Below are 18,573 nucleotides of genomic sequence, written 5' to 3'. Positions count from 1 at the left end.
GCCTTCACATTTTTTCATGCTAGCAGTTAAATTCCATGTCATTAGAGGTCACGACGAATGCTTTGATGACATGTATAAATTTATACAATTGTGCATAAATTTAGGTTGATTACTTAGACTTTGTTATATAAATATTTTTTGAAATGTCTTAAATATGGTTAACAAACAATAACATTGTAAAAAAGGACGCATGGCGTCCTTTTTATAAGTAAATTAATGAAATTTCATGCTTTTTAAAGCATGGAGATTAAAGCCCTTGAAGTTTCAAGCGGTTGGCATGTTGACGATAGAGCGCAACAGGGTCAGGTGAGAAAATACTGCGTAGACCGAAGACCATATTTACTTCATCTAAATGGTTATGATTGTAGTCATCACGAATGACCTGACCGATATGTGTACTACAACGACCGACTAAACCGTCATTATCTTTATTCGCATAAGCTAAGGGCCCAAGCTGAGTAATAATGCTGTCTAGCACATCAAGTACATTGGTCGCTTGTGCTGTACCCGTCCATGAATAGTAATACACACCGTTATCGACTTTAGCACCGGCTTTATTACAGTCATTTGCCATGGCTGTCGTAGGAAATTTAGCATTAAATGCGGCTGAACCTTTTTCACTGATTGCAGTGAGTGATGCATCTACACTGTTTGGCAGGCTTGAGTTGCCTTCAGCCCAAGTAATAATCGGTGCAAGTAGCTTATCGCCTAAAATACCAAAAATAGAATTAATCCCTTTATTGGCTTGGATTTTATCGGCAACTAGAGAGCCGCGATAGGTACCTGCAACACCTGTGACAGATGCGACATATTGCGGTTTTACCGCAGCAATATAACGTGTGGTTGGACCACCATGTGAATGACCAATTAAATTCACTTTAGGTTGACCAGTTATAGCAAGTACATCTTCAACTTGTACCAGTAATTGTTCACCACGCACTTCAGTCGATTCAAGAGGAGAGACTTGCGCTGCAAAAGTGTTTGCACCATTACGGGCTAAATCGGGTAGGATTTGATAAAAGTAATCCATACCAAAGCTATCAAACCCGATACGGGTAAAGCCGAACATCCCGTGGGTAAACACAATGGGATACTTAGTTTTGGCATAGGTTACTGAACTGTTGGCAGTTACATGCTGTAAACCTGCGGCAGCTTGTGCAGAGGAAATACCAATAAAAGCGGTTGCTGCTACGAGCGCAGAACGCAGTAATCTTTTTTTCTTGTATCGCATTATTTCGTCCTGAAATAAAATAATAACTACATGATCGGATTATTCCGAGAAGGGAAGTTTTCCACCTTGATCATGGACCGTTTCAAAAGTGCTTAAGCGCAATTGATCTTCTTTTGATTTAAAGTGCTGATTACGCAGCTGCTGTACAGCTTGTTGTTTGGCACTATCACTCATATTACTTTTCATGATGCTGTCGCGTTCATCTAAATATTGATTTACATTGCCTTTCCATTCGCTGCGCTGTGTATCCAATGTTTCAAGGCGCTGCGTTGCTTCTGGACCAACCAAATTTAAACGCATTTGACGAATTTCTTCGCTAGAACCGCCACGGGCTTTAATGTCCGCAGTGAGCTTTCTCAGATCATCCAATTTATTGATTTGTTCTAAGCTTTCTTTCCAATCTTCTGGTAGCTCATCAAACAGTTCTTTAAGTTTTTTGGCTTTTTCAGATTCAGATAATTTTTTATCATTGACCACTTCCATACGCTTTAATGTGTATTCGTGGTAGGTATTTTCTTTGCCAAATAAACCTTCAATTTCATAGTTGGAAAAGAACTGCTTACGCAAATTTTGCGTACTGTTATAAATCGCACGGTAATATTGTGGAGATTCTTTGTCTTCACTTGGCGGGACTAAATCGCCCAAACGTTCACGATATTGCATGTAGCGATCCCACAAATCATAAATTTGTGATAAAGCGGGTTCTTTATGACCTTGAGCAATATATGTTTTGAAATCCTTTTTGATTTGATCAATCGACTTCTCACCGTATTGGGTGATGAAATATTCAAAACAATTACGTGTTTGTTCATTCACAATCAGGCGGTTGGAACCATCCATGCTGATTTGGCAGTTTACTTCGGTGTCTTGCTGACTAGCACTAATGAGAGAACCACCTACTGCATTGGGTAAACCCGTTGCTGCTGAAGAGTTCGCTGCGGCACTTTGTTGCTGTTCGATATTGTGTTGTGAATCTTGCTGAGAATCTTTCGGCGCAAGCCAATATATAAATGCGGCTGCCGCAATAATCACAATGGCTAAAATCAGCCAGAGTTTATTTTTTTGCATATCCCAATGCACCTTTTTCCGTTTTAATTGTTTTATGAGTTCTAAATGTGAACTCAATATGACATAAAAGAATGATAAAAACATAGAAAAGTTGTAAACGCTTAGCATGGATTGATACCATTGCGCAGTTCTCTTTTTGCCCTATTTTAGTCATGAAAAAAGCTTCTCCTAAGATTCAGCGTCGTCCAGTACATGGTGTATTTTTATTAAATAAGCCTTTGGGCATTAGCTCGAATGCGGCATTACAAAAAGTGCGTTGGTTGTATCGAGCACAAAAAGCAGGACATACAGGTGCGCTAGATCCATTAGCCTCAGGTTTATTACCAATTTGCTTAGGTGAAGCAACAAAGTTTTCGCATTTTTTATTGGATTCGACTAAACGTTATCAAACCACCGTTTTTTTAGGTCATAGCACCACGACTGGCGATGTTGAAGGTGATGTATTGTTAGAAGCGACTGTGCCGGCTTTAACTGAAGCGTCGATTCGTGAAGTTTTAGCGCAGTTTATTGGGGACATTCAGCAAGTACCACCCATGTATTCGGCATTGAAAAAAGAAGGTCGTCCTTTATATGAATTAGCACGTCAGGGTATTGAAATCGAGCGAGAAGCACGTCCGATTACTATTTATGATATCGACTTATTATCATTTACTGAGAATAGTATTACACTTGATATCACTTGCTCGAAGGGTACATACATACGAGTCTTAGGTGAAGATATTGCTAAAGCATTGGGTAGCTTTGGTCATTTGACCTATTTACACCGTATTAAAACCGGTCACTTTGACCTTATCCCAAGTTATACCATTGAATATCTTGAAAGCTTAACTGAAGTTGAACGTGAAGCACTGTTACTGCCGGTGTACGCACCTGTCGATCATTTTCTCAAAGTTCAAGCGCCTGAAGGCCGAGCTGAATTTTTCAGTCGCGGTATGGAAAGTAATATTGAACATGAAGCCGAAGCACAAGTTTTGGTATTTGATGGCGAACGTTGCTTAGGCCTGGCAGAAATTACAGACCGTAAACGCTTGGTTCCGAAACGTGTGTTAAATCTTGAAAGCTAATCCAGCATCACGCTAATTTAGAAGTAATCCTATGGACATTGAAATTATCTTAAGCCTTCTGTTTTTTGCATTTTTTGCAGGTGCAATTGATGCGGCAGTTGGGGGCGGAGGACTGATTCAAATTCCAGCCATTATGAATGCCATGCCGCAGTTGTCTCCAGCGACGGTTTTTGGCACCAATAAATTATCTTCTATTTTTGGTACGGCCTCAGCGTCTTATAGCTTTTTAAAGAAAGTGAAATTGCGCTGGAAATTACTGGCAGTGATTGCGATTTGTGCCTTTGTTGCATCCTTTGCAGGTGCAGCATGCGTGTCGATGGTGCCCAAAGAAATTTTGCGTCCATTCGTTTTGGTCATGCTTATCGTGATTGCGATTTATACCTTTACCAAAAAACAATTTGGTCAAGTGCATGTCCGACAGGAACTCACGCCTAAAATATTAGTTCTCGCTGCTGTAGGTAGTCTTGCGATTGGTTTCTATGATGGTATTTTCGGCCCCGGCACAGGTAGTTTCTTTATCTTCTTTTTTATTCGCTATTTGCAAGCGGACTTCTTGCATGCATCGGCATTATCTAAAGTGGCGAATTTAACGACGAACTTAGCTGCCTTGAGCTTTTTTGCACCGGCAGGGCATGTACTGTTTGCGATTGGCGCAATGATGGCAGTTGCCAATATTTTAGGTTCCATAGTTGGGGTACGAGCAGCATTAAAATACGGCAGTGGATTTATACGCATCCTGTTTTTAATTTTAGTGAGTATTTTAATTGTACGTTTGGGCTATCAAACCTTTACAGGACAAGCTTGAACAAATCTTAACAGAGCGTAGCTGAATTCTGTTGCTGAAGCGATTAGTATGAAAAATAAGCGACTCGGTTGAGTTGTGGATAATAATTAAATTTCATAATGCACAATTAGCTAAGCATCAGAGGTCATCATTACAATGAATATATTTGAAGCTCTACGCCAAAGTCATGAAAAACAACGTGAACTTGCTGAAAAACTCATTCAAACCTCAGGGGATACACCTGAACGTCGAGACTTATTTGAGCTGCTCAAAAATGAGTTATTTGCCCATGCCGTTGGCGAAGATCGTTATTTTTACATCCCGTTGATGATGAGCGATTCCGGTCTAAACATCACTCGTCATGCGTTGGCTGAACATCATGAGATGGATGAATTATTAGAGCAACTGACGGAAACTGAATTTAGTAATCCAGGTTGGTTGGCGATTGCGAAAAAATTATCTGAAACGGTACATCATCATTTGCAGGAGGAAGAACACGGCTTTTTTCAGCAAGCAGGTAAAATCTTAGATGAAAAACAAAAGGAAAGTTTAGCCAAACAATATTTGGCGGAATATAAGAAATACAAGAAAGCAGATAAAGACAGTTTGACGGGCTAAACGCAAGTGAAGCCTGAAGACGAATGCAAAATCAAAAAAAAGACGGCAGAGGCCGTCTTTTTGTTTCAACTATAAATATAAAAATTTAGTCTGATACGCTGCTCGGAGTATTGCGAGAGGAACGTAAAGTCACCCCGACGGACGCCAACATAATGCAGATTAAGGCCACCCATTGCCACGTCCCAATATTTTCGCCAAGCAGAACCATACCTGTAATTGCAGCTAATGCAGGCGACAAACTCGATAAAGTCCCATAACTGAGTTTACTGAGGATTTTTAACGCTTTTAAATCCAGTGCATAAGGTATGGCCGTGGCTAAAATCGCAATTAATAAGGCTTTCGGCCAATATTGGGTATCGAGTAGGGCGGGTGCATTGTTATATAGTCCAATCGGGAGCAAGGTCAGTGCGGACAGTGTGATGGCAATCGTTAGCGCATGCATACCAATATTTTGATGTACCACTTTTTGTCCAAAGTAAATATAGAATGCCCAACATAGCCCTGCTGCTAAGGCACAGGCTGCTCCAAATATTGAGAAACTACCATCATGAGCTTGTCCCCAAGGCACCATCAAGGCAATACCTAAGATGGCTAAAAAGACCCAAATATAATCACTGCGGTTTTTAATGGATAATAATGCCAGACCCAAAGGCCCAATAAACTCTAAGCCCACTGCAATGCCTTGTGGTAATTTACCCAGTGACATATAGAACAACACATTCATCAAACAGAGTGCCGCGCTATAGCAGAGCAGATCACGCCATTTTAAAAACGACAGCCGTTTTAAAATGTGCCATGAACGAAACATTAAGCAGATAATAATTGAAGCAAAACAGAGTCGTAAAATGGTCACGCTGAGCGGATCAAGCACCAAAAATAATTGCTTGGCGAATGATGCACTGATTTGATAGGAGATCATGGAAAGTACCATGAAAACGACTGCTAATAATTGTGAGTTTGGCATGCGGCACGCTGTGGTGGGGGGAACAAAGTACCCCAATTTTTAATTCTGCTCAGTATAGCGGTTAATATTGAGTCATTGAGTTTTTTCAGGTGTCGAAATGCAATTTGCAGGTTTTGAATTTAAAAAAATTGAATATAAAAAATCGTCTTTAAATCGCCACCATTTTTAAATTCAAAATAAAAAATGGAGATATTTTCAAAAGAGTGAGGCTGTTTGAATTTAAATTGATTTGGCCTTTTGCGTGGTATAAGTACAGCCAATGGATGCACAGATGATGACAGCAAGGGCTAACCACTGGGTCCACAGTAATTGTTCATTTAAGAAGACAAAACCCGAGAGAGCGGCAACAGCGGGTTCCAAACTCATGAGTGTACCGAAACTCAACGCAGTCATGTTACGTAGCGCAATCATTTCTAGGGTAAAAGGTAAAGCACTGGCTAGGGTCGCAAGTGCAATAAAATACAGCAGACTACTTGGCTCAAACGCCTGTGCCGGCATACCTGCAAAGAGTGCGATGGGCATCAAAACACACATGCCGACGAACATGCCTAGGCAAACGGTATGATTGCCTGAGACCCCTGACGGTTTTTGACCTGCCACGATATAGAGTGCCCAACAAGCACCTGCACCGAGGGCAAGTAAGATCCCAATTGGGTCAAGACGTTGTGCTGCTTGATCAAATGGAAACAGCAAAATTAGGCCTAGAATTGCAAGGCCGACCCAGACGAAGTCGAATTTTCGTCTTGCTGCCAATAGTGCAACACTTAAAGGGCCAATAAATTCAAAAGACACGGCAATGCCGAGCGGAAGGCGATCAATGGACAAGTAAAACAGCATATTCATGCCTGCAAGAGCACAGCCATAGCTGATAATCGCTGACCATTTGACTTGTTTAAAATTGATATGCCAAATTTTAAAGATGATCGCCAAGATTAATGCACCAAGCAGTAAACGCATCGCGGATACGGTCAGGATGGGAAACTGACCAAACAGGTACTTGGCGAACGAACCACTGCTTTGCATACTGATCATTGCAATAAGCAAGATCAGTGGTGCTTGTAGGGCAGGGGTAATTTTAAAATTTGGCATAGACTAAATTTGTTTCGATGACTCGAATAGCGGGAGATTGGCAAAAGCCAGATTTTAAAAGTCTACTACAATAAAAAAACCACAGCCCGAAGGCTGTGGCTTCAGTGTCTAATTAAATTAGAACAATACGCGAACGCGGATGGTACCTTCAACTTCGTGAAGTGTATCCAACGCTTCTTTAGATGCAGTTGCATCAACGTCCATCACAAGATAACCCACATCGCCTTTGGTCATTAAAGACTGACCAGAGATGTTGATACCGTGTTCAGCAAACAAGTTGTTGATTTTTGAAAGAACGCCTGGCACGTTTTTGTGGATATGAAGTAAACGGTGTTTGCCTTCAGTCAACGGTAACGCGATTTCTGGGAAGTTCACTGCAGATAAAGTCATACCTTTATCAGAGTAAGCAACGAATTTTTCAGCAACTTCAAGACCGATGTTTGCTTGCGCTTCCATGGTAGAACCACCCACGTGAGGCGTTAAGATCACGTTGTCTAAGCCACGAAGTGGAGAAACAAATTCTTCACCGTTTGCTTTTGGTTCTTTCGGGAATACGTCAACCGCAGCACCTGCAATGTGACCAGATTTGATCGCATCTGCAAGGTCTTCAATGATGACACATGTACCACGTGCAGCATTTAGGAAGATTGCGCCTTCTTTCATTTGAGCAAATTGCTCTTTACCGAAGAAGTTACGTGTAGATGGAACGTCAGGAACGTGTAAAGAAACCACGTCTGCATTCGCAAGAAGTTCACCCATAGAACCGACTTGACGTGCATTACCCATTGGAAGTTTAGTTACTGCATCGTAGTAAATAACGTGCATCCCTAAACCTTCTGCAAGTACAGAAAGTTGTGAACCGATCGAACCGTAACCCACAATACCTAAAGTTTTGCCACGAGTTTCAAATGAACCAACTGCAGATTTGTTCCAACCACCACGGTGAGTTGAAGCAGATTTAGCAGGAACACCACGAAGTAATAGAATCGCTTCAGCAAGTACAAGTTCAGCAACCGAACGTGTATTTGAGTATGGTGCGTTAAATACTGGAATACCACGAATCATGGCAGCATTTAAGTTCACTTGGTTTGTACCGATACAGAAACAACCCACAGCAATCAGTTTATTCGCCGCTTCAAAAACTTCTTCAGTTAATTGAGTACGTGAACGAATACCAATGAAGTGAGCATCTTTAACCGCTTCTTTCAACGCTTCACCCTCAAGCGCAGTTTTACGGTAATCAATGTTGGTGTATCCAGCAGCATTTAGTGTGTCGATTGCGTTTTGGTGAACGCCTTCTAACAACAAGAAACGAATTTTATCTTTAGGCAAAGAAAGATGTTGGCTCATTACGGCTCCGCTACAAAGGCCAAATTTAGTGGCGATATAATAGCATAGGAAAAAGCCCTATATACATTTCCTTTATGACGGCTGTGTCAGGTATTTTGGTGAATTATGTGTCAAAACTTGTCGCTTGCGGTCTAATTAACTGCGTAATATTTCTAATGACATTTCAAAAACACGTTTTTCTTTCGGTTTTGTCAAAAAAACGCAGTTATAGCTTATAATGGTGCGGCTCAAATTTCGCTTGGCCTATTCATGGCCTATTTGATGCACTCAGTTTCAGGCTTTTTCCCTTGAAATATGCGGATGCCGCAATTTTGACTGAATCAGGTCTGGACCTTTAAAACTTGTTTACTTCTTGCAAGGTCTGAAAACGATGAATGCTCCAGTCGCTTTAACCCCAGAGTTATTAACCCAATTGACCGCTATTGTTGGCGAAAGCCGTATTAAAACAGATGCGGATAGTCTCCAAAATTGGGGTCGTGACCATACTAAGCACTTCGATCCAAATCCGTCGGTCGTCGTTTTCCCTTCAAGCACAGAGCAAGTTCAACAAATTGTTAAGCTGGCAAACCAATTTAATGTTGCGATCACACCAAGTGGCGGTCGTACAGGTTTGTCTGCGGGTGCTGTGGCTGCTAACGGTGAAATCGTGGTGAGCATGGACAAGATGAACCAAATCTTGGAATTCTTCCCAGCTGACCGTATGGTTCGCGTACAAGCAGGTGTAGTGACCGAACAACTTCAGAACTATGCTGAAGAACAAGGCATGTACTACCCAGTTGATTTTGCATCTTCAGGTTCATCACAAATTGGCGGTAACATCGGTACCAATGCCGGCGGTATTAAAGTGATTAAATACGGCATGACTCGTAACTGGGTGTTGGGCATGACTGTGGTTACTGGTAAAGGTGACATCCTGCGCTTGAATAAAGGCATGATCAAAAACGCGACGGGTTATGCACTTCAACACTTATTTATTGGTGGTGAAGGTACTTTAGGCCTCGTGACGGAAGCTGAAATCAAACTTGAACGCCAACCCCATGACTTACAAGTGTTGGTTCTCGGTGTGCCTGATTTTGATGCGATTATGCCTGTTCTACATGCCTTCCAAAAGAAAATCGACCTGACTGCATTTGAGTTCTTTGGTGAGCTTGCAATGCAAAAAGTATTGGACAATGGTCATGTGCAACGTCCGTTTGAAACACCATGTCCGTTCTATGTCTTACTTGAGTTTGAAGCACCATTCGAACCGATCATGGATGCGGCAATGGAAATCTTTGAACATTGCATGGAACAAGGTTGGGTATTGGATGGCGTAATGAGCCAAAGCTTAGACCAAGTACATAACTTATGGCGTTTACGTGAAGACATTTCAGAGTCAATCGCACCGTTCACTCCATACAAAAATGACATCTCAGTTCTAATTACACATGTTCCTGCATTTATTAAAGAAATTGATGCAATTGTGGAAGCGAACTATCCAGACTTTGAAATTTGCTGGTTCGGTCATATTGGTGACGGTAACTTGCACCTAAATATTTTGAAACCTGCGGATTTAAGTAAAGATGAATTCTTTGCAAAATGCCAAGTGGTAAATAAATATGTATTTGAAACTGTGAAAAAATATGACGGTTCGATTTCAGCAGAACATGGCGTGGGTATGACTAAAAAGCCTTATCTCGATTACACACGTTCAGCTGAAGAAATTGAATACATGAAAGCTCTGAAGAAAGTATTCGATCCAAACGCAATTATGAACCCAGGTAAATTATTTGATCTTTAATCTTTAAAGTTCATACAAAACGCATCTTCGGATGCGTTTTTTTATAGCTGTATTTTTGAAATAGCACTCATTAAGGATCAGAGCTTCTTTCACCAATTTATGGATTTCATTGTTTCTTTACATTGCTTTAATAGTGTTATGAATAAAAAATCTGCATGATATAGCGGTAAATAATGATTTTTTAGGTTGGCTTATGTATCGTCTAATTGCAGTTTCAGCACTTTGTGTGGGGATTTTGTCGGGGTGTGCGACTACACAAAAGATCGTATCTAAAGTGGGTTCGTCAGATACGCCATTAAACCAAGTATTAAAGGATCGTCCTGATTTACGTAAAGAATTATCAACAGTTGAAATCCGTCAATACTTTAACCGTGTGGAATCGCCAAATGCAGGGCAGGTGAAAGTGACTGAAACGGGTTTAATGGATGATTCTGTTCGCTCTATTCGCACCATTTATAACTTTAAATTGGTGGATGGGGTTTGGCAGCGTGTAAGCACGAAGAAGGAGTATCAGTGTCAACGTGGGAAAAATACTAAGACTTTCCAGTCGGCGAAGTGTCCTTAAATTATAAAAAGTTAAGGTCTAAATTTCTTATTAAATGTTCAGCATGACGGGGTCATTTCATTTTAAATTCGATGATTGGAGCTCGTAGCTACTTTTGTTTCGGCAAAAGTAGCAAAACCATCTTTCATCCGCAAAACTCGTCAAATACCATCTTCAATTGTGTAGATCGCAGAAACTTTACATATTGAATGTGTCCTGACTCGGACAGTTGCGGATGAGTTTCCGCGTATCCTAATTTTTCATCCTCAACATAGAATATTCAATCCTAAAAATTTTCTCGTGAGTTCGTATAGTTTTTAATAATATAAGACCGAATTCACATCATTATTAGATTTCAAATTTATGATGAAAACCCTCGCGTTTATACACGTCAATGACTTAGGCTCACCTGTGGGTGACTTTGCTCCAGTGACTTCAGTTTTTTCTCATTATGAATTGGGCAATACCGTTTCGCCTTTTTTACTGCTCGACCATTTAGGGCCTGGGGTACTAAAACCAACCAAACTGAAAAAAGGCGTGTTGGAACATCCACATCGAGGGTTTGAAACCGTCACATTGGTGTTTAAAGGTGAACTTGAACATCATGATACAACTGGCGGCGGTGGAGTCATTGGTGAGGGCGATGTACAGTGGATGACTGCTGCTTCAGGCATTCAACATGAAGAAGTCTTTAGCCAAGCCTTTGCACAGCGGGGCGGAGCATTTGAAATATTGCAATTGTGGGTCAATCTGCCTGCCAAAGATAAAATGAATCCTGCACGCTATCAGAGCTTAACCAAAGCCAGTATTCCAAAGGTCAATTTAGCCCAAGATGCCGGTTATGTACGGATCATTGCAGGGCAATATTTAACGGCCCACGGCCCCGCAGAAACACATACACCCATGCAAGTGTTTGATGTCTTTGTCAGAGCAAATCAAAGCATCACACTGCCTGCACCAGAAGGGGATACCACACTGGTATATTTACGCTCAGGCAAACTGAAATTTACTGAAACCGATGAACAGTTAAATGCACAGCATATGGCAGTCATGTCGAGCCAAGGAGAAAATGTAGAATTGACGGCAGTTGAAGATAGTCACATGTTGTATTTATCGGCGCAGCCTTTATATGAACCCATCTATGGGCGAGGTTATTTTGTGATGAATCATTTTGCAGAAGTCATGCAAGCCTATGAGGACCTAAAACAAGGTCGCTTTATCCAAAAAGCAGGCAATGAAAAACCATAAAATCGGCTGTATAAAAAGACCAATACAACGCCAGCAAACACTGTTAAAATAGTCGGACTCAAACCGACAGATCGGTTCGTTGAAGTTCATTTTATCTCTATCTAGCGTCTTGTGAATACGACGCACATATGGCGGATACGCCGCAAATTCATTTTTAAAATTAATATTACAGTGCTCGTCATTGGGCTGAAGTGTCTCTCCCGCTTTGTCATTTCAAGCTCGACAGCACATATTTGATATGTAGATAACAATGCAAAACGTACAAACCACAAAATTAAGTCGTGCCACCTTAATGTTTCCCTTGGCACTGGTTTTATTTGAATTTTCTGTCTATATCGGAAACGACTTAGTCCAACCTGCCGTGCTTGCGATTACTCAAGAGTTTGGCGTGAGTAGTTCATGGGCACCGTCGTCGATGTCCTTTTACTTACTGGGTGGTGCGTGTGTCGCTGCGATATTAGGGCCCTTGTCAGATCGATTAGGTCGTAAAAAAGTCCTATTGGGTGGTGTAGCGTTCTTTAGCTTATGCTGTTTAGCGATATTGCTCACACATAATATCGAAAGCTTTTTAACGTTGCGTTTTTTACAAGGTTTTGGCTTGTCGGTTATTTCAGCCGTGGGCTATGCCGCTGTTCAGGAAACTTTTGAAGAGCGAGATGCCATCAAAGTCATGGCGATCATGGCCAATATTTCACTACTGGCGCCACTGATCGGACCCGTCCTCGGTGCTTTTATGATTGATCATGTGTCATGGCATTGGGGCTTTATTGGAATCGCATTTTTATCTTTTCTGAGTTGGTTTGGTTTAAAAGCCAAGATGCCGACTCAACACATCAGCATCCCCAAGCAACCAGTGGGTTATATCATTGATGACTTTAAGCAGGTGTTAAAAAACAAACGCTTTTTGGCACTGACCTTGGGTCTACCGATGGTGGCAATGCCACTGATGCTATGGATTGCGCTATCTCCGGTGATATTGGTGGAACAGCTAGGACTGAGTAGCATGCAATATGGCATGGCACAGTTTCCCGTTTTGGGCGGTCTGATCCTCGGTAATATTGTTCTGATTAAAATCATCGATAAACTGCCATTAGGTCAGTCTGTGATGATCGGGCTACCTTTGATGTTACTCGGGACGAGCCTCGTAGTTATTGGAACGATGACTGAAAGTTATTTTCTGACATTTCTCATACTTGGCATGAGCTTGGTCAGTTTTGGTGAAGGGATTAGCTTTTCTGTGCTCTATCGTTTTGCCTTAATGTCGTCTGAAATGTCGAAGGGCACAGTGGCTGCGGCAGTGTCTGTGATCATGATGCTGACGTTCTTTGCTGTGATCGAAATCGTGCGCGTGTTATATGAAAACTTTGGACTTTGGGCATATAGTTTGGCGGGTTTTACCCTCATTATCTTGTGGTTCAGCCTACCACGCTTGGTTGTGCGAGATATTATGCGACAACGTAAATTGACGGGTGAATTTTAAATTCGAGTTCATGCCATCATAGAAAAAGCCCAATGCTGTGTAGAACAACATTGGGCTTTTTTATTTTCTTTAAACAGTCTTAATTTGATGTTGCAGGTTGTTCTGCATTTTTTAATTTACGATCGAAAATAAATGGACCAAAAGGCAAAATCGATGCAATCAAGCCCATTAGAAATATGCTGAGCGACCATTTTTGCTTTTCACAGACCACAAATAGCACCACCAAGAAGGCAATAAACAAGACGCCATGTCCCATCCCGACGTATTTCACTAATATCGGGTTGCCCATTAGGTATTTCATTGGCATCGCAATAAACAACAATAACAGGAACGAAATGCCTTCCAGCAGGCCTACAAAACGTAAGGTCTTGATATTCATGTGCAGTCTAAATTCAAAGTGATTTCAGTCTTGAGTGTACCTGAAAGCACAGCAGGAACGAAGCGTTCCTACTGAAAATATTAAACTGATTTAATGGTCTAAGTTTTTGTATTTAATGTTAATTCTGAGTGGTATGCTTGGATTAATGATCTAGACTGGCAAGCGCTTCATCAACCGAACCTTGATCAAATTCATAATTACAGCCGAGTAAAATCATTGGGCTTTTTCCGGTCATTTCAGACAAGCTCAATTTGTGATTCACAGCATGAAGTTCATCGGTTTCTGCTTCAGTCCGCAATATTTTTTCACCACGGAAAAATGGCAAACCAACAAACATAGGATGCTGTTCTATACCATATTTTTGCGCAAGTTTTTTTACATCCGCTTGGCGATAGATCGCGAATACTGCATTGGAAGACAGGCCAATTTCTTGTGTCGGCATGCCAAAAAATTCAACAGCTTGCGTATTTTTATAAATATAAATAAACGGTTGATGTGGGTCATCATGACGTTTCCAACCTAATTTTGGTAAATCTTCTTCGTAGTGGGAAAGCGCCTGATGGTAATGATCATAGTCTGACTGACATTCTAAGACTTGTTTTAATTCACTTGCGGTCGGTGCAGCCACTGCATTTGTAGCGACAAGAGCAGTAGAAGCCAAAGCTACCGAAAAGAATGCATTTTTTAAATTAAAGTTTATAAAGGACATCATTATTTTCTCTATTCGGCCTATTAAAAATACAGGTCTATTCATTACAACGTTCTATTTAATTTCAGCACGAATTAATTGTGTTCTGAGTTGAATTAACTCAGGCAAGGTTTCAAGTAATAAACTGATTTGTTTAAGCACCAGTTGCAGGTGATTAGACAATATTTCTTTAGCATTGAGTGTTTGAATTTCGAAAAGTTTTTGCTGAATGCGCGCTGTATCTAAGGGCTTTTGTTGTAGTAGAACGTCATCCAAAGTCTGTTGGCACCACTGTAGTAGGTCTAGCACTTGGGCATCTTGTACCTGTTCACGATGGCTGCCCAAGGCTGAAATATAACTGAGCTGACTATGGCTATAAACCAAATAGCGAAAGGCGTGTTGTATTAAGTTCTGGTCAGGATCAGGTTCCGTACTTAAACTGGAAATCATGCTAGATAATTCAGTCTGGGCATTATGCGCTGAACGACGTGCACGTCGATAAGCAATGCTGTTGGTTTTACCTTGTAAATATTGCTCGACCACGGCATCAAAATAATTCAGCGTCGCGCATGAGCTTTTTTCAATGGTTTTGGAAATATTACGGAAATCCCAATCTGGCCAAATTGTATTTACGGCAACCCAAGCAATTAAACAACCAATGAGGGTATCCATAATGCGCGGTAAGATCACAGCATACCCTGCGCCTTTTAAATTGAAAATCAACAAAACCATCAGCGTTGCCATTAAGGTTGCCATGGCATATTTCTTTGCACTTAAGTAGAAAAAGCACACCCCAAAAATAATGGTGAGAAATAATTGTCCTTCTACACTGGGCACAAAGTACAAAACAGGAATGCCAAGTAATACGCCTAATAAGGTGCCTAAGGTACGCATTTTGAGACGGCTTTTGGTCGCGAAATAACGCATTTGGCAGACGAATAAGCTGGTTAATAAAATCCAGTAACCGTTCTTAGCAAAGGGCAATAATGAAATGCCATAACCGACGGTAAAAACGATAGCGATGCGTACTGCATGACGAAACAGCGCAGACTCAGGACTGAGATGTTGTTTAAGTTTGAGCCATAAATCATGCCAGCCATGAATATCATCATCGAGTAAATTGAGGTTATCGACATGTTGTTGATAATGTAGCTGTTGCTGACTGTCTAAATCATTTAAATGGTTAAAACGTTCTTGAACGCTGTCTAAATTACTTAAGATCAGTTGCAGGTTTTTAACTTCAATATTTTGTGGATTGGTTTCAACCCATTCTTGCATAGATGCATGTAAATTATCGAGCGCTTCAGCTGCAATAGGATTTGGAAGGAATACTTCGCGATGCAGAATACAACGTGCCAATTGCTGACAAGCTTGAGCTTGCAGACGAATATTTTTTTGAAAGCGAAAAATTAAATCGGTACGGCTAAAATTTTGCTGAATATGTTCATAGTGTAAATAATTTGCACTGGCCTGTTCGTGAATATCTTGTGCCAAGAAATATAAATTGAGCCAGTAAATCGTATTTTTATTGGCACGAGATGCCTTTAAGCGGGTTAAAAGCGAAGCTTTGGTGGTGTTAAAGATTTGCACAACTTCACTATTTTTGAGCGATAACTCATATAAGAGCGTTTCGACATTATTGGTATTGTCAGGGTCGAATAAGCGGGCTTTGGCATTGAGCACATCGGCTATTTGTAAAAAGCAACGTGATAAATTGTCTTGAACAGGTAGAGTGGGCTTAATTAAATAAAATACGATGGCCGTGAGTCCATACCATAACACCCCTAAAACAAAGCATAAGGGTTGAAAATACCAATCTTGATATTCTCCTAAACCGAACATGGTATAGATAGAGAGCAAGATTGTACCGAAGGAAATGACGGCATAACGTTGCCCCAATGCACCAAGTAAAATAAAGCCTGCACTGGATAGCGATAGGTAGAGAATAAATAAAAATTTATAGGGATAAAGAAAATCTAAAATACTGCTGACGCTAAAAAATAATATACAGACATAGCCGAGGTTACGTAGTCGAATACTGAGTCGGTCATCAAAATCGGTCAGGGCAGTGGCAATCGCACCTAAAGTCACAGGTACAATTAACTGATGCAAACCTAAAAAATACAACCCCAAAGTCGTGCCTGAAAGAACGATGCAGATTTGTAAGCAATACATTACGATTGCACTGGATTGAAATTGCTGAAACCACGAAAGACGACTGTTCACGGTTGAGGAATTGCTCATCATTATTTTTGGTTTTAGCCTGAGCTTTTTTGTATGAACTGTCAATTTTTATTCAATGTAGATTAGCAATAAAAAAGCGGACTTAAAGTCCGCTTTTCATCGCTTTTTTTGAGCAAAATTATTTGATTACACCACAGGCAATACGGTCACCACCACCGCCTAAAGGTTTAGGATGATCTGAATAATTATCACCGCCGGCATGCACCATAATGGCTAAACCTTGCACATCAGCTAGTTTTAAACGTGGGGCAATCAGAGACACTTTTGCTGTACCATTGGTTTCGACTTGAAGGATCGGTAAGTCACCTAAGTGACCTGTAATCGGCGTACCGTGGTGAGGTGCAGCTTTAGGGTTAAAGTGGCCACCTGCAGCAAGGGCAGCACCCATTTTCCCATCTTTCTCTGCCGGTGCGCATGAGCCTTTTTCATGGATGTGGAAACCATGTGGGCCTGGAGGTAATTGGGTTAAATTAGTTTGAATAACCAAGCCCGCAGGACTGTCGAGTAATTGAATTTGCCCAATATTTTGTCCAATGCCTTGTGCACTCACTGCATTTACAGTCACTGATTTTGCATTGAGGCTGGTTGCGGGTGTGGTGCTCGTACAACCAGTAAACATAGCCGCTGAAAGTGCTGCTAAAGCACCGAATCGAGTAAAAGATGCCATATGATCATCCTGTCTGTTCTTGTTGGTTAAAACCATTGAAGCAGAAGCGCAAACAGGATGACAGTTGATTTAAGTATTTGATTGTAATATTTGTTTAATCTTTATACTGAACTTTATTTGTCGTTCCTGTCATCTAATGGCTCTAAATCATGTGCCAGTGTGGCTTTCGGCATCATCACCGGTTCAATTTTGGTTTCATGTAACCATTCACGCCAAATCGCCAATAAAACAGCCAAAATGACTGGGCCTATAAATAAGCCAACCAATCCGAAGCTCGCAATACCGCCCAATACACCGAACATAATCAGTAAGAACGGGATTTGAGTTGCACCAGAGATAACTAATGGACGAATCACATTATCAGCAGTACTGACAATACAGACACCCCATGCCATCACACCAATGGCTTCAATGGTTTGACCTTGTGAGAACAACCACAATGACACAGCCGTATACGAAATTGGAGGGCCAAAGGGGATAAGCGCCAACATAAATGTGATGATGGTCAAGAGCATTGGATTCGGTACGCCTGCTACAAAATAGCTAAGACCAGCTAGAAATGCTTGGGCAATGGCGGTGAGACCAATACCATATACCACCGCGCGGGTTGTATCTGAAATGGTAGAAAGATAATGATGAATTCGAGGGCCGATCACCATTTCAAGCGCTTTACTGACCTGACTTAAAATGGTTTGGCCATCACGGTAGAAGAAAAACAAAGACATGACCGCAAAACAAAGTTTAAAAATATTTTTGCTGACTTCGCTAAATAAAACTTTACCGTAATTAAGATGACCTTGAATCCAAATCTGTACTGATTGAATGATGCTGTTTGGATCATCATTTAGTTCACGTAACGTTCGACTGACTTCTTTACCAATAAAAGGCAATTGGCGTACGAAATCTGGCACATTGAAATGGCCTGAAAAAACCTGTTTCTGTAGTTCAAAATACAAATTACGACCTTCATGTTGCAGCAGAAAGATCGCAAAAATAACTGGCAAGCCGACCACCAACATGAACAGTAAAAGCATTAAGGTTGCACTGAGGGTTGCACGTTCACCACAGAATCGGTGTACCGACTGATATAAAGGCCAAGTCATATAGGCAATGATGGCTGCCCACACCACAGGCACAATAAAGTATTTGAGTACGCTAAAGCTCAAAAAAATCAGGATGAAAAATAATCCAAACAACAAGACTTTTTGTAATGTAGGTGCGAACGTTGGCAAAGAATTCTCTGATTTTCTAATCACGGTTAGTCCAATCTTAACTGAAAAAAAAGCTCCCGAAAACGAGAGCTTGTTAAGTTATGGTGAATATCTTTCAGGCAATTTTGGCTTGAAGTTGACAATGAAATATAAAATTAATGAAA

Annotated in this window: 17 protein-coding genes; 7 read left to right on the top strand and 10 right to left on the bottom strand. The window is 40.9% G+C overall.

Annotation, left to right across the window (positions count from 1 at the left end; all coding sequences use genetic code 11):
* Positions 1-247: 247 nt before the first annotated feature.
* A complete protein-coding gene (locus tag A9J31_RS05650; protein ID WP_067762976.1) occupies positions 248-1,231 on the bottom strand; it encodes an esterase/lipase family protein in 984 nt (327 codons plus the stop codon).
* A gap of 39 nt (positions 1,232-1,270) precedes the next feature.
* Positions 1,271-2,299 carry a lipase secretion chaperone gene (locus A9J31_RS05645; RefSeq protein WP_067762975.1) on the bottom strand — a complete coding sequence of 343 codons (1,029 nt, stop codon included), beginning with the start codon at positions 2,297-2,299 and terminating at the stop codon, positions 1,271-1,273.
* Positions 2,300-2,451: 152 nt separating this feature from the next.
* On the opposite strand from A9J31_RS05645, the gene truB reads away from it, so the two are divergent.
* From truB to A9J31_RS05630, 3 genes are all read left to right on the top strand, one after another.
* Positions 2,452-3,363, top strand: coding sequence for a tRNA pseudouridine(55) synthase TruB (gene truB, locus A9J31_RS05640; RefSeq protein ID WP_067762974.1), 912 nt, complete (start codon positions 2,452-2,454; stop codon positions 3,361-3,363).
* A 31-nt stretch (positions 3,364-3,394) separates the two neighbouring features.
* On the top strand, positions 3,395-4,168 hold the full coding sequence (locus A9J31_RS05635) for a sulfite exporter TauE/SafE family protein (protein ID WP_067762973.1): 774 nt from the start codon (positions 3,395-3,397) through the stop codon (positions 4,166-4,168).
* A gap of 135 nt (positions 4,169-4,303) precedes the next feature.
* Positions 4,304-4,765, top strand: coding sequence for a hemerythrin domain-containing protein (locus tag A9J31_RS05630; protein WP_067762972.1), 462 nt, complete (start codon positions 4,304-4,306; stop codon positions 4,763-4,765).
* A gap of 85 nt (positions 4,766-4,850) precedes the next feature.
* Here the strand turns inward: A9J31_RS05630 and A9J31_RS05625 are convergent, their stop codons facing one another.
* The 3 genes from A9J31_RS05625 to serA all read right to left on the bottom strand — a co-directional run bounded on the left by A9J31_RS05625 (position 4,851) and on the right by serA (position 8,168).
* Positions 4,851-5,729, bottom strand: a complete 879-nt coding sequence (locus A9J31_RS05625) for an EamA family transporter (RefSeq protein ID WP_067762971.1) — start codon at positions 5,727-5,729, stop codon at positions 4,851-4,853.
* Between the two features lie 219 nt (positions 5,730-5,948).
* Positions 5,949-6,818 carry an EamA family transporter gene (locus A9J31_RS05620; RefSeq protein WP_067762970.1) on the bottom strand — a complete coding sequence of 290 codons (870 nt, stop codon included), beginning with the start codon at positions 6,816-6,818 and terminating at the stop codon, positions 5,949-5,951.
* Between the two features lie 117 nt (positions 6,819-6,935).
* Positions 6,936-8,168 (bottom strand): phosphoglycerate dehydrogenase, encoded by a 1,233-nt coding sequence (gene serA / locus A9J31_RS05615; protein ID WP_067762969.1) that lies wholly within the window; start codon positions 8,166-8,168, stop codon positions 6,936-6,938.
* 370 nt (positions 8,169-8,538) lie between these two features.
* Between serA and A9J31_RS05610 the strand changes: the two genes are divergently transcribed.
* From A9J31_RS05610 to craA, 4 genes are all read left to right on the top strand, one after another.
* The gene (locus A9J31_RS05610; RefSeq protein WP_067762968.1) at positions 8,539-9,948 is read left to right on the top strand and encodes an FAD-binding oxidoreductase; all 1,410 of its coding nucleotides are present in this window, start codon (positions 8,539-8,541) and stop codon (positions 9,946-9,948) included.
* 193 nt (positions 9,949-10,141) lie between these two features.
* On the top strand, positions 10,142-10,513 hold the full coding sequence (locus A9J31_RS05605; protein WP_067762967.1) for a hypothetical protein: 372 nt from the start codon (positions 10,142-10,144) through the stop codon (positions 10,511-10,513).
* A gap of 345 nt (positions 10,514-10,858) precedes the next feature.
* Positions 10,859-11,740 carry a pirin family protein gene (locus A9J31_RS05600; RefSeq protein WP_067763246.1) on the top strand — a complete coding sequence of 294 codons (882 nt, stop codon included), beginning with the start codon at positions 10,859-10,861 and terminating at the stop codon, positions 11,738-11,740.
* A gap of 250 nt (positions 11,741-11,990) precedes the next feature.
* On the top strand, positions 11,991-13,220 hold the full coding sequence (craA, locus tag A9J31_RS05595) for a chloramphenicol efflux MFS transporter CraA (protein WP_067762966.1): 1,230 nt from the start codon (positions 11,991-11,993) through the stop codon (positions 13,218-13,220).
* A 79-nt stretch (positions 13,221-13,299) separates the two neighbouring features.
* On the opposite strand, the gene A9J31_RS05590 is transcribed toward craA, so the two are convergent.
* The 5 genes from A9J31_RS05590 to A9J31_RS05570 all read right to left on the bottom strand — a co-directional run bounded on the left by A9J31_RS05590 (position 13,300) and on the right by A9J31_RS05570 (position 18,430).
* A complete protein-coding gene (locus A9J31_RS05590) occupies positions 13,300-13,599 on the bottom strand; it encodes a DUF3817 domain-containing protein (protein WP_067762965.1) in 300 nt (99 codons plus the stop codon).
* A 142-nt stretch (positions 13,600-13,741) separates the two neighbouring features.
* Positions 13,742-14,311 (bottom strand): hypothetical protein, encoded by a 570-nt coding sequence (locus A9J31_RS05585; RefSeq protein WP_081410276.1) that lies wholly within the window; start codon positions 14,309-14,311, stop codon positions 13,742-13,744.
* Positions 14,312-14,362: 51 nt separating this feature from the next.
* On the bottom strand, positions 14,363-16,513 hold the full coding sequence (gene yccS, locus A9J31_RS05580; protein ID WP_150922951.1) for a YccS family putative transporter: 2,151 nt from the start codon (positions 16,511-16,513) through the stop codon (positions 14,363-14,365).
* A 136-nt stretch (positions 16,514-16,649) separates the two neighbouring features.
* A complete protein-coding gene (gene sodC, locus A9J31_RS05575; RefSeq protein ID WP_067762963.1) occupies positions 16,650-17,198 on the bottom strand; it encodes a superoxide dismutase family protein in 549 nt (182 codons plus the stop codon).
* Positions 17,199-17,311: 113 nt separating this feature from the next.
* Positions 17,312-18,430, bottom strand: a complete 1,119-nt coding sequence (locus A9J31_RS05570) for an AI-2E family transporter (RefSeq protein ID WP_162270476.1) — start codon at positions 18,428-18,430, stop codon at positions 17,312-17,314.
* Between the last annotated feature and the right edge of the window lie 143 nt (positions 18,431-18,573).

The sequence above is a fragment of the Acinetobacter gandensis genome (assembly GCF_001678755.1).
Lineage (GTDB): Bacteria > Pseudomonadota > Gammaproteobacteria > Pseudomonadales > Moraxellaceae > Acinetobacter > Acinetobacter gandensis.
The sequence above is the reverse complement of the archived record's forward strand: the minus strand, read 5'-3'. Positions and strand labels throughout refer to the sequence as shown.

Bases quoted from the DNA above. Each gene is read 5' to 3' on its own strand.
- A9J31_RS05650 (WP_067762976.1), bottom strand. From the start codon at position 1,231: ATGCGATACAAGAAAAAAAGATTACTGCGTTCTGCGCTCGTAGCAGCA.
- A9J31_RS05645 (WP_067762975.1), bottom strand. From the start codon at position 2,299: ATGCAAAAAAATAAACTCTGGCTGATTTTAGCCATTGTGATTATTGCG.
- truB (WP_067762974.1), top strand. From the start codon at position 2,452: ATGAAAAAAGCTTCTCCTAAGATTCAGCGTCGTCCAGTACATGGTGTA.
- A9J31_RS05635 (WP_067762973.1), top strand. From the start codon at position 3,395: ATGGACATTGAAATTATCTTAAGCCTTCTGTTTTTTGCATTTTTTGCA.
- A9J31_RS05630 (WP_067762972.1), top strand. From the start codon at position 4,304: ATGAATATATTTGAAGCTCTACGCCAAAGTCATGAAAAACAACGTGAA.
- A9J31_RS05625 (WP_067762971.1), bottom strand. From the start codon at position 5,729: ATGCCAAACTCACAATTATTAGCAGTCGTTTTCATGGTACTTTCCATG.
- A9J31_RS05620 (WP_067762970.1), bottom strand. From the start codon at position 6,818: ATGCCAAATTTTAAAATTACCCCTGCCCTACAAGCACCACTGATCTTG.
- serA (WP_067762969.1), bottom strand. From the start codon at position 8,168: ATGAGCCAACATCTTTCTTTGCCTAAAGATAAAATTCGTTTCTTGTTG.
- A9J31_RS05610 (WP_067762968.1), top strand. From the start codon at position 8,539: ATGAATGCTCCAGTCGCTTTAACCCCAGAGTTATTAACCCAATTGACC.
- A9J31_RS05605 (WP_067762967.1), top strand. From the start codon at position 10,142: ATGTATCGTCTAATTGCAGTTTCAGCACTTTGTGTGGGGATTTTGTCG.
- A9J31_RS05600 (WP_067763246.1), top strand. From the start codon at position 10,859: ATGAAAACCCTCGCGTTTATACACGTCAATGACTTAGGCTCACCTGTG.
- craA (WP_067762966.1), top strand. From the start codon at position 11,991: ATGCAAAACGTACAAACCACAAAATTAAGTCGTGCCACCTTAATGTTT.
- A9J31_RS05590 (WP_067762965.1), bottom strand. From the start codon at position 13,599: ATGAATATCAAGACCTTACGTTTTGTAGGCCTGCTGGAAGGCATTTCG.
- A9J31_RS05585 (WP_081410276.1), bottom strand. From the start codon at position 14,311: ATGATGTCCTTTATAAACTTTAATTTAAAAAATGCATTCTTTTCGGTA.
- sodC (WP_067762963.1), bottom strand. From the start codon at position 17,198: ATGGCATCTTTTACTCGATTCGGTGCTTTAGCAGCACTTTCAGCGGCT.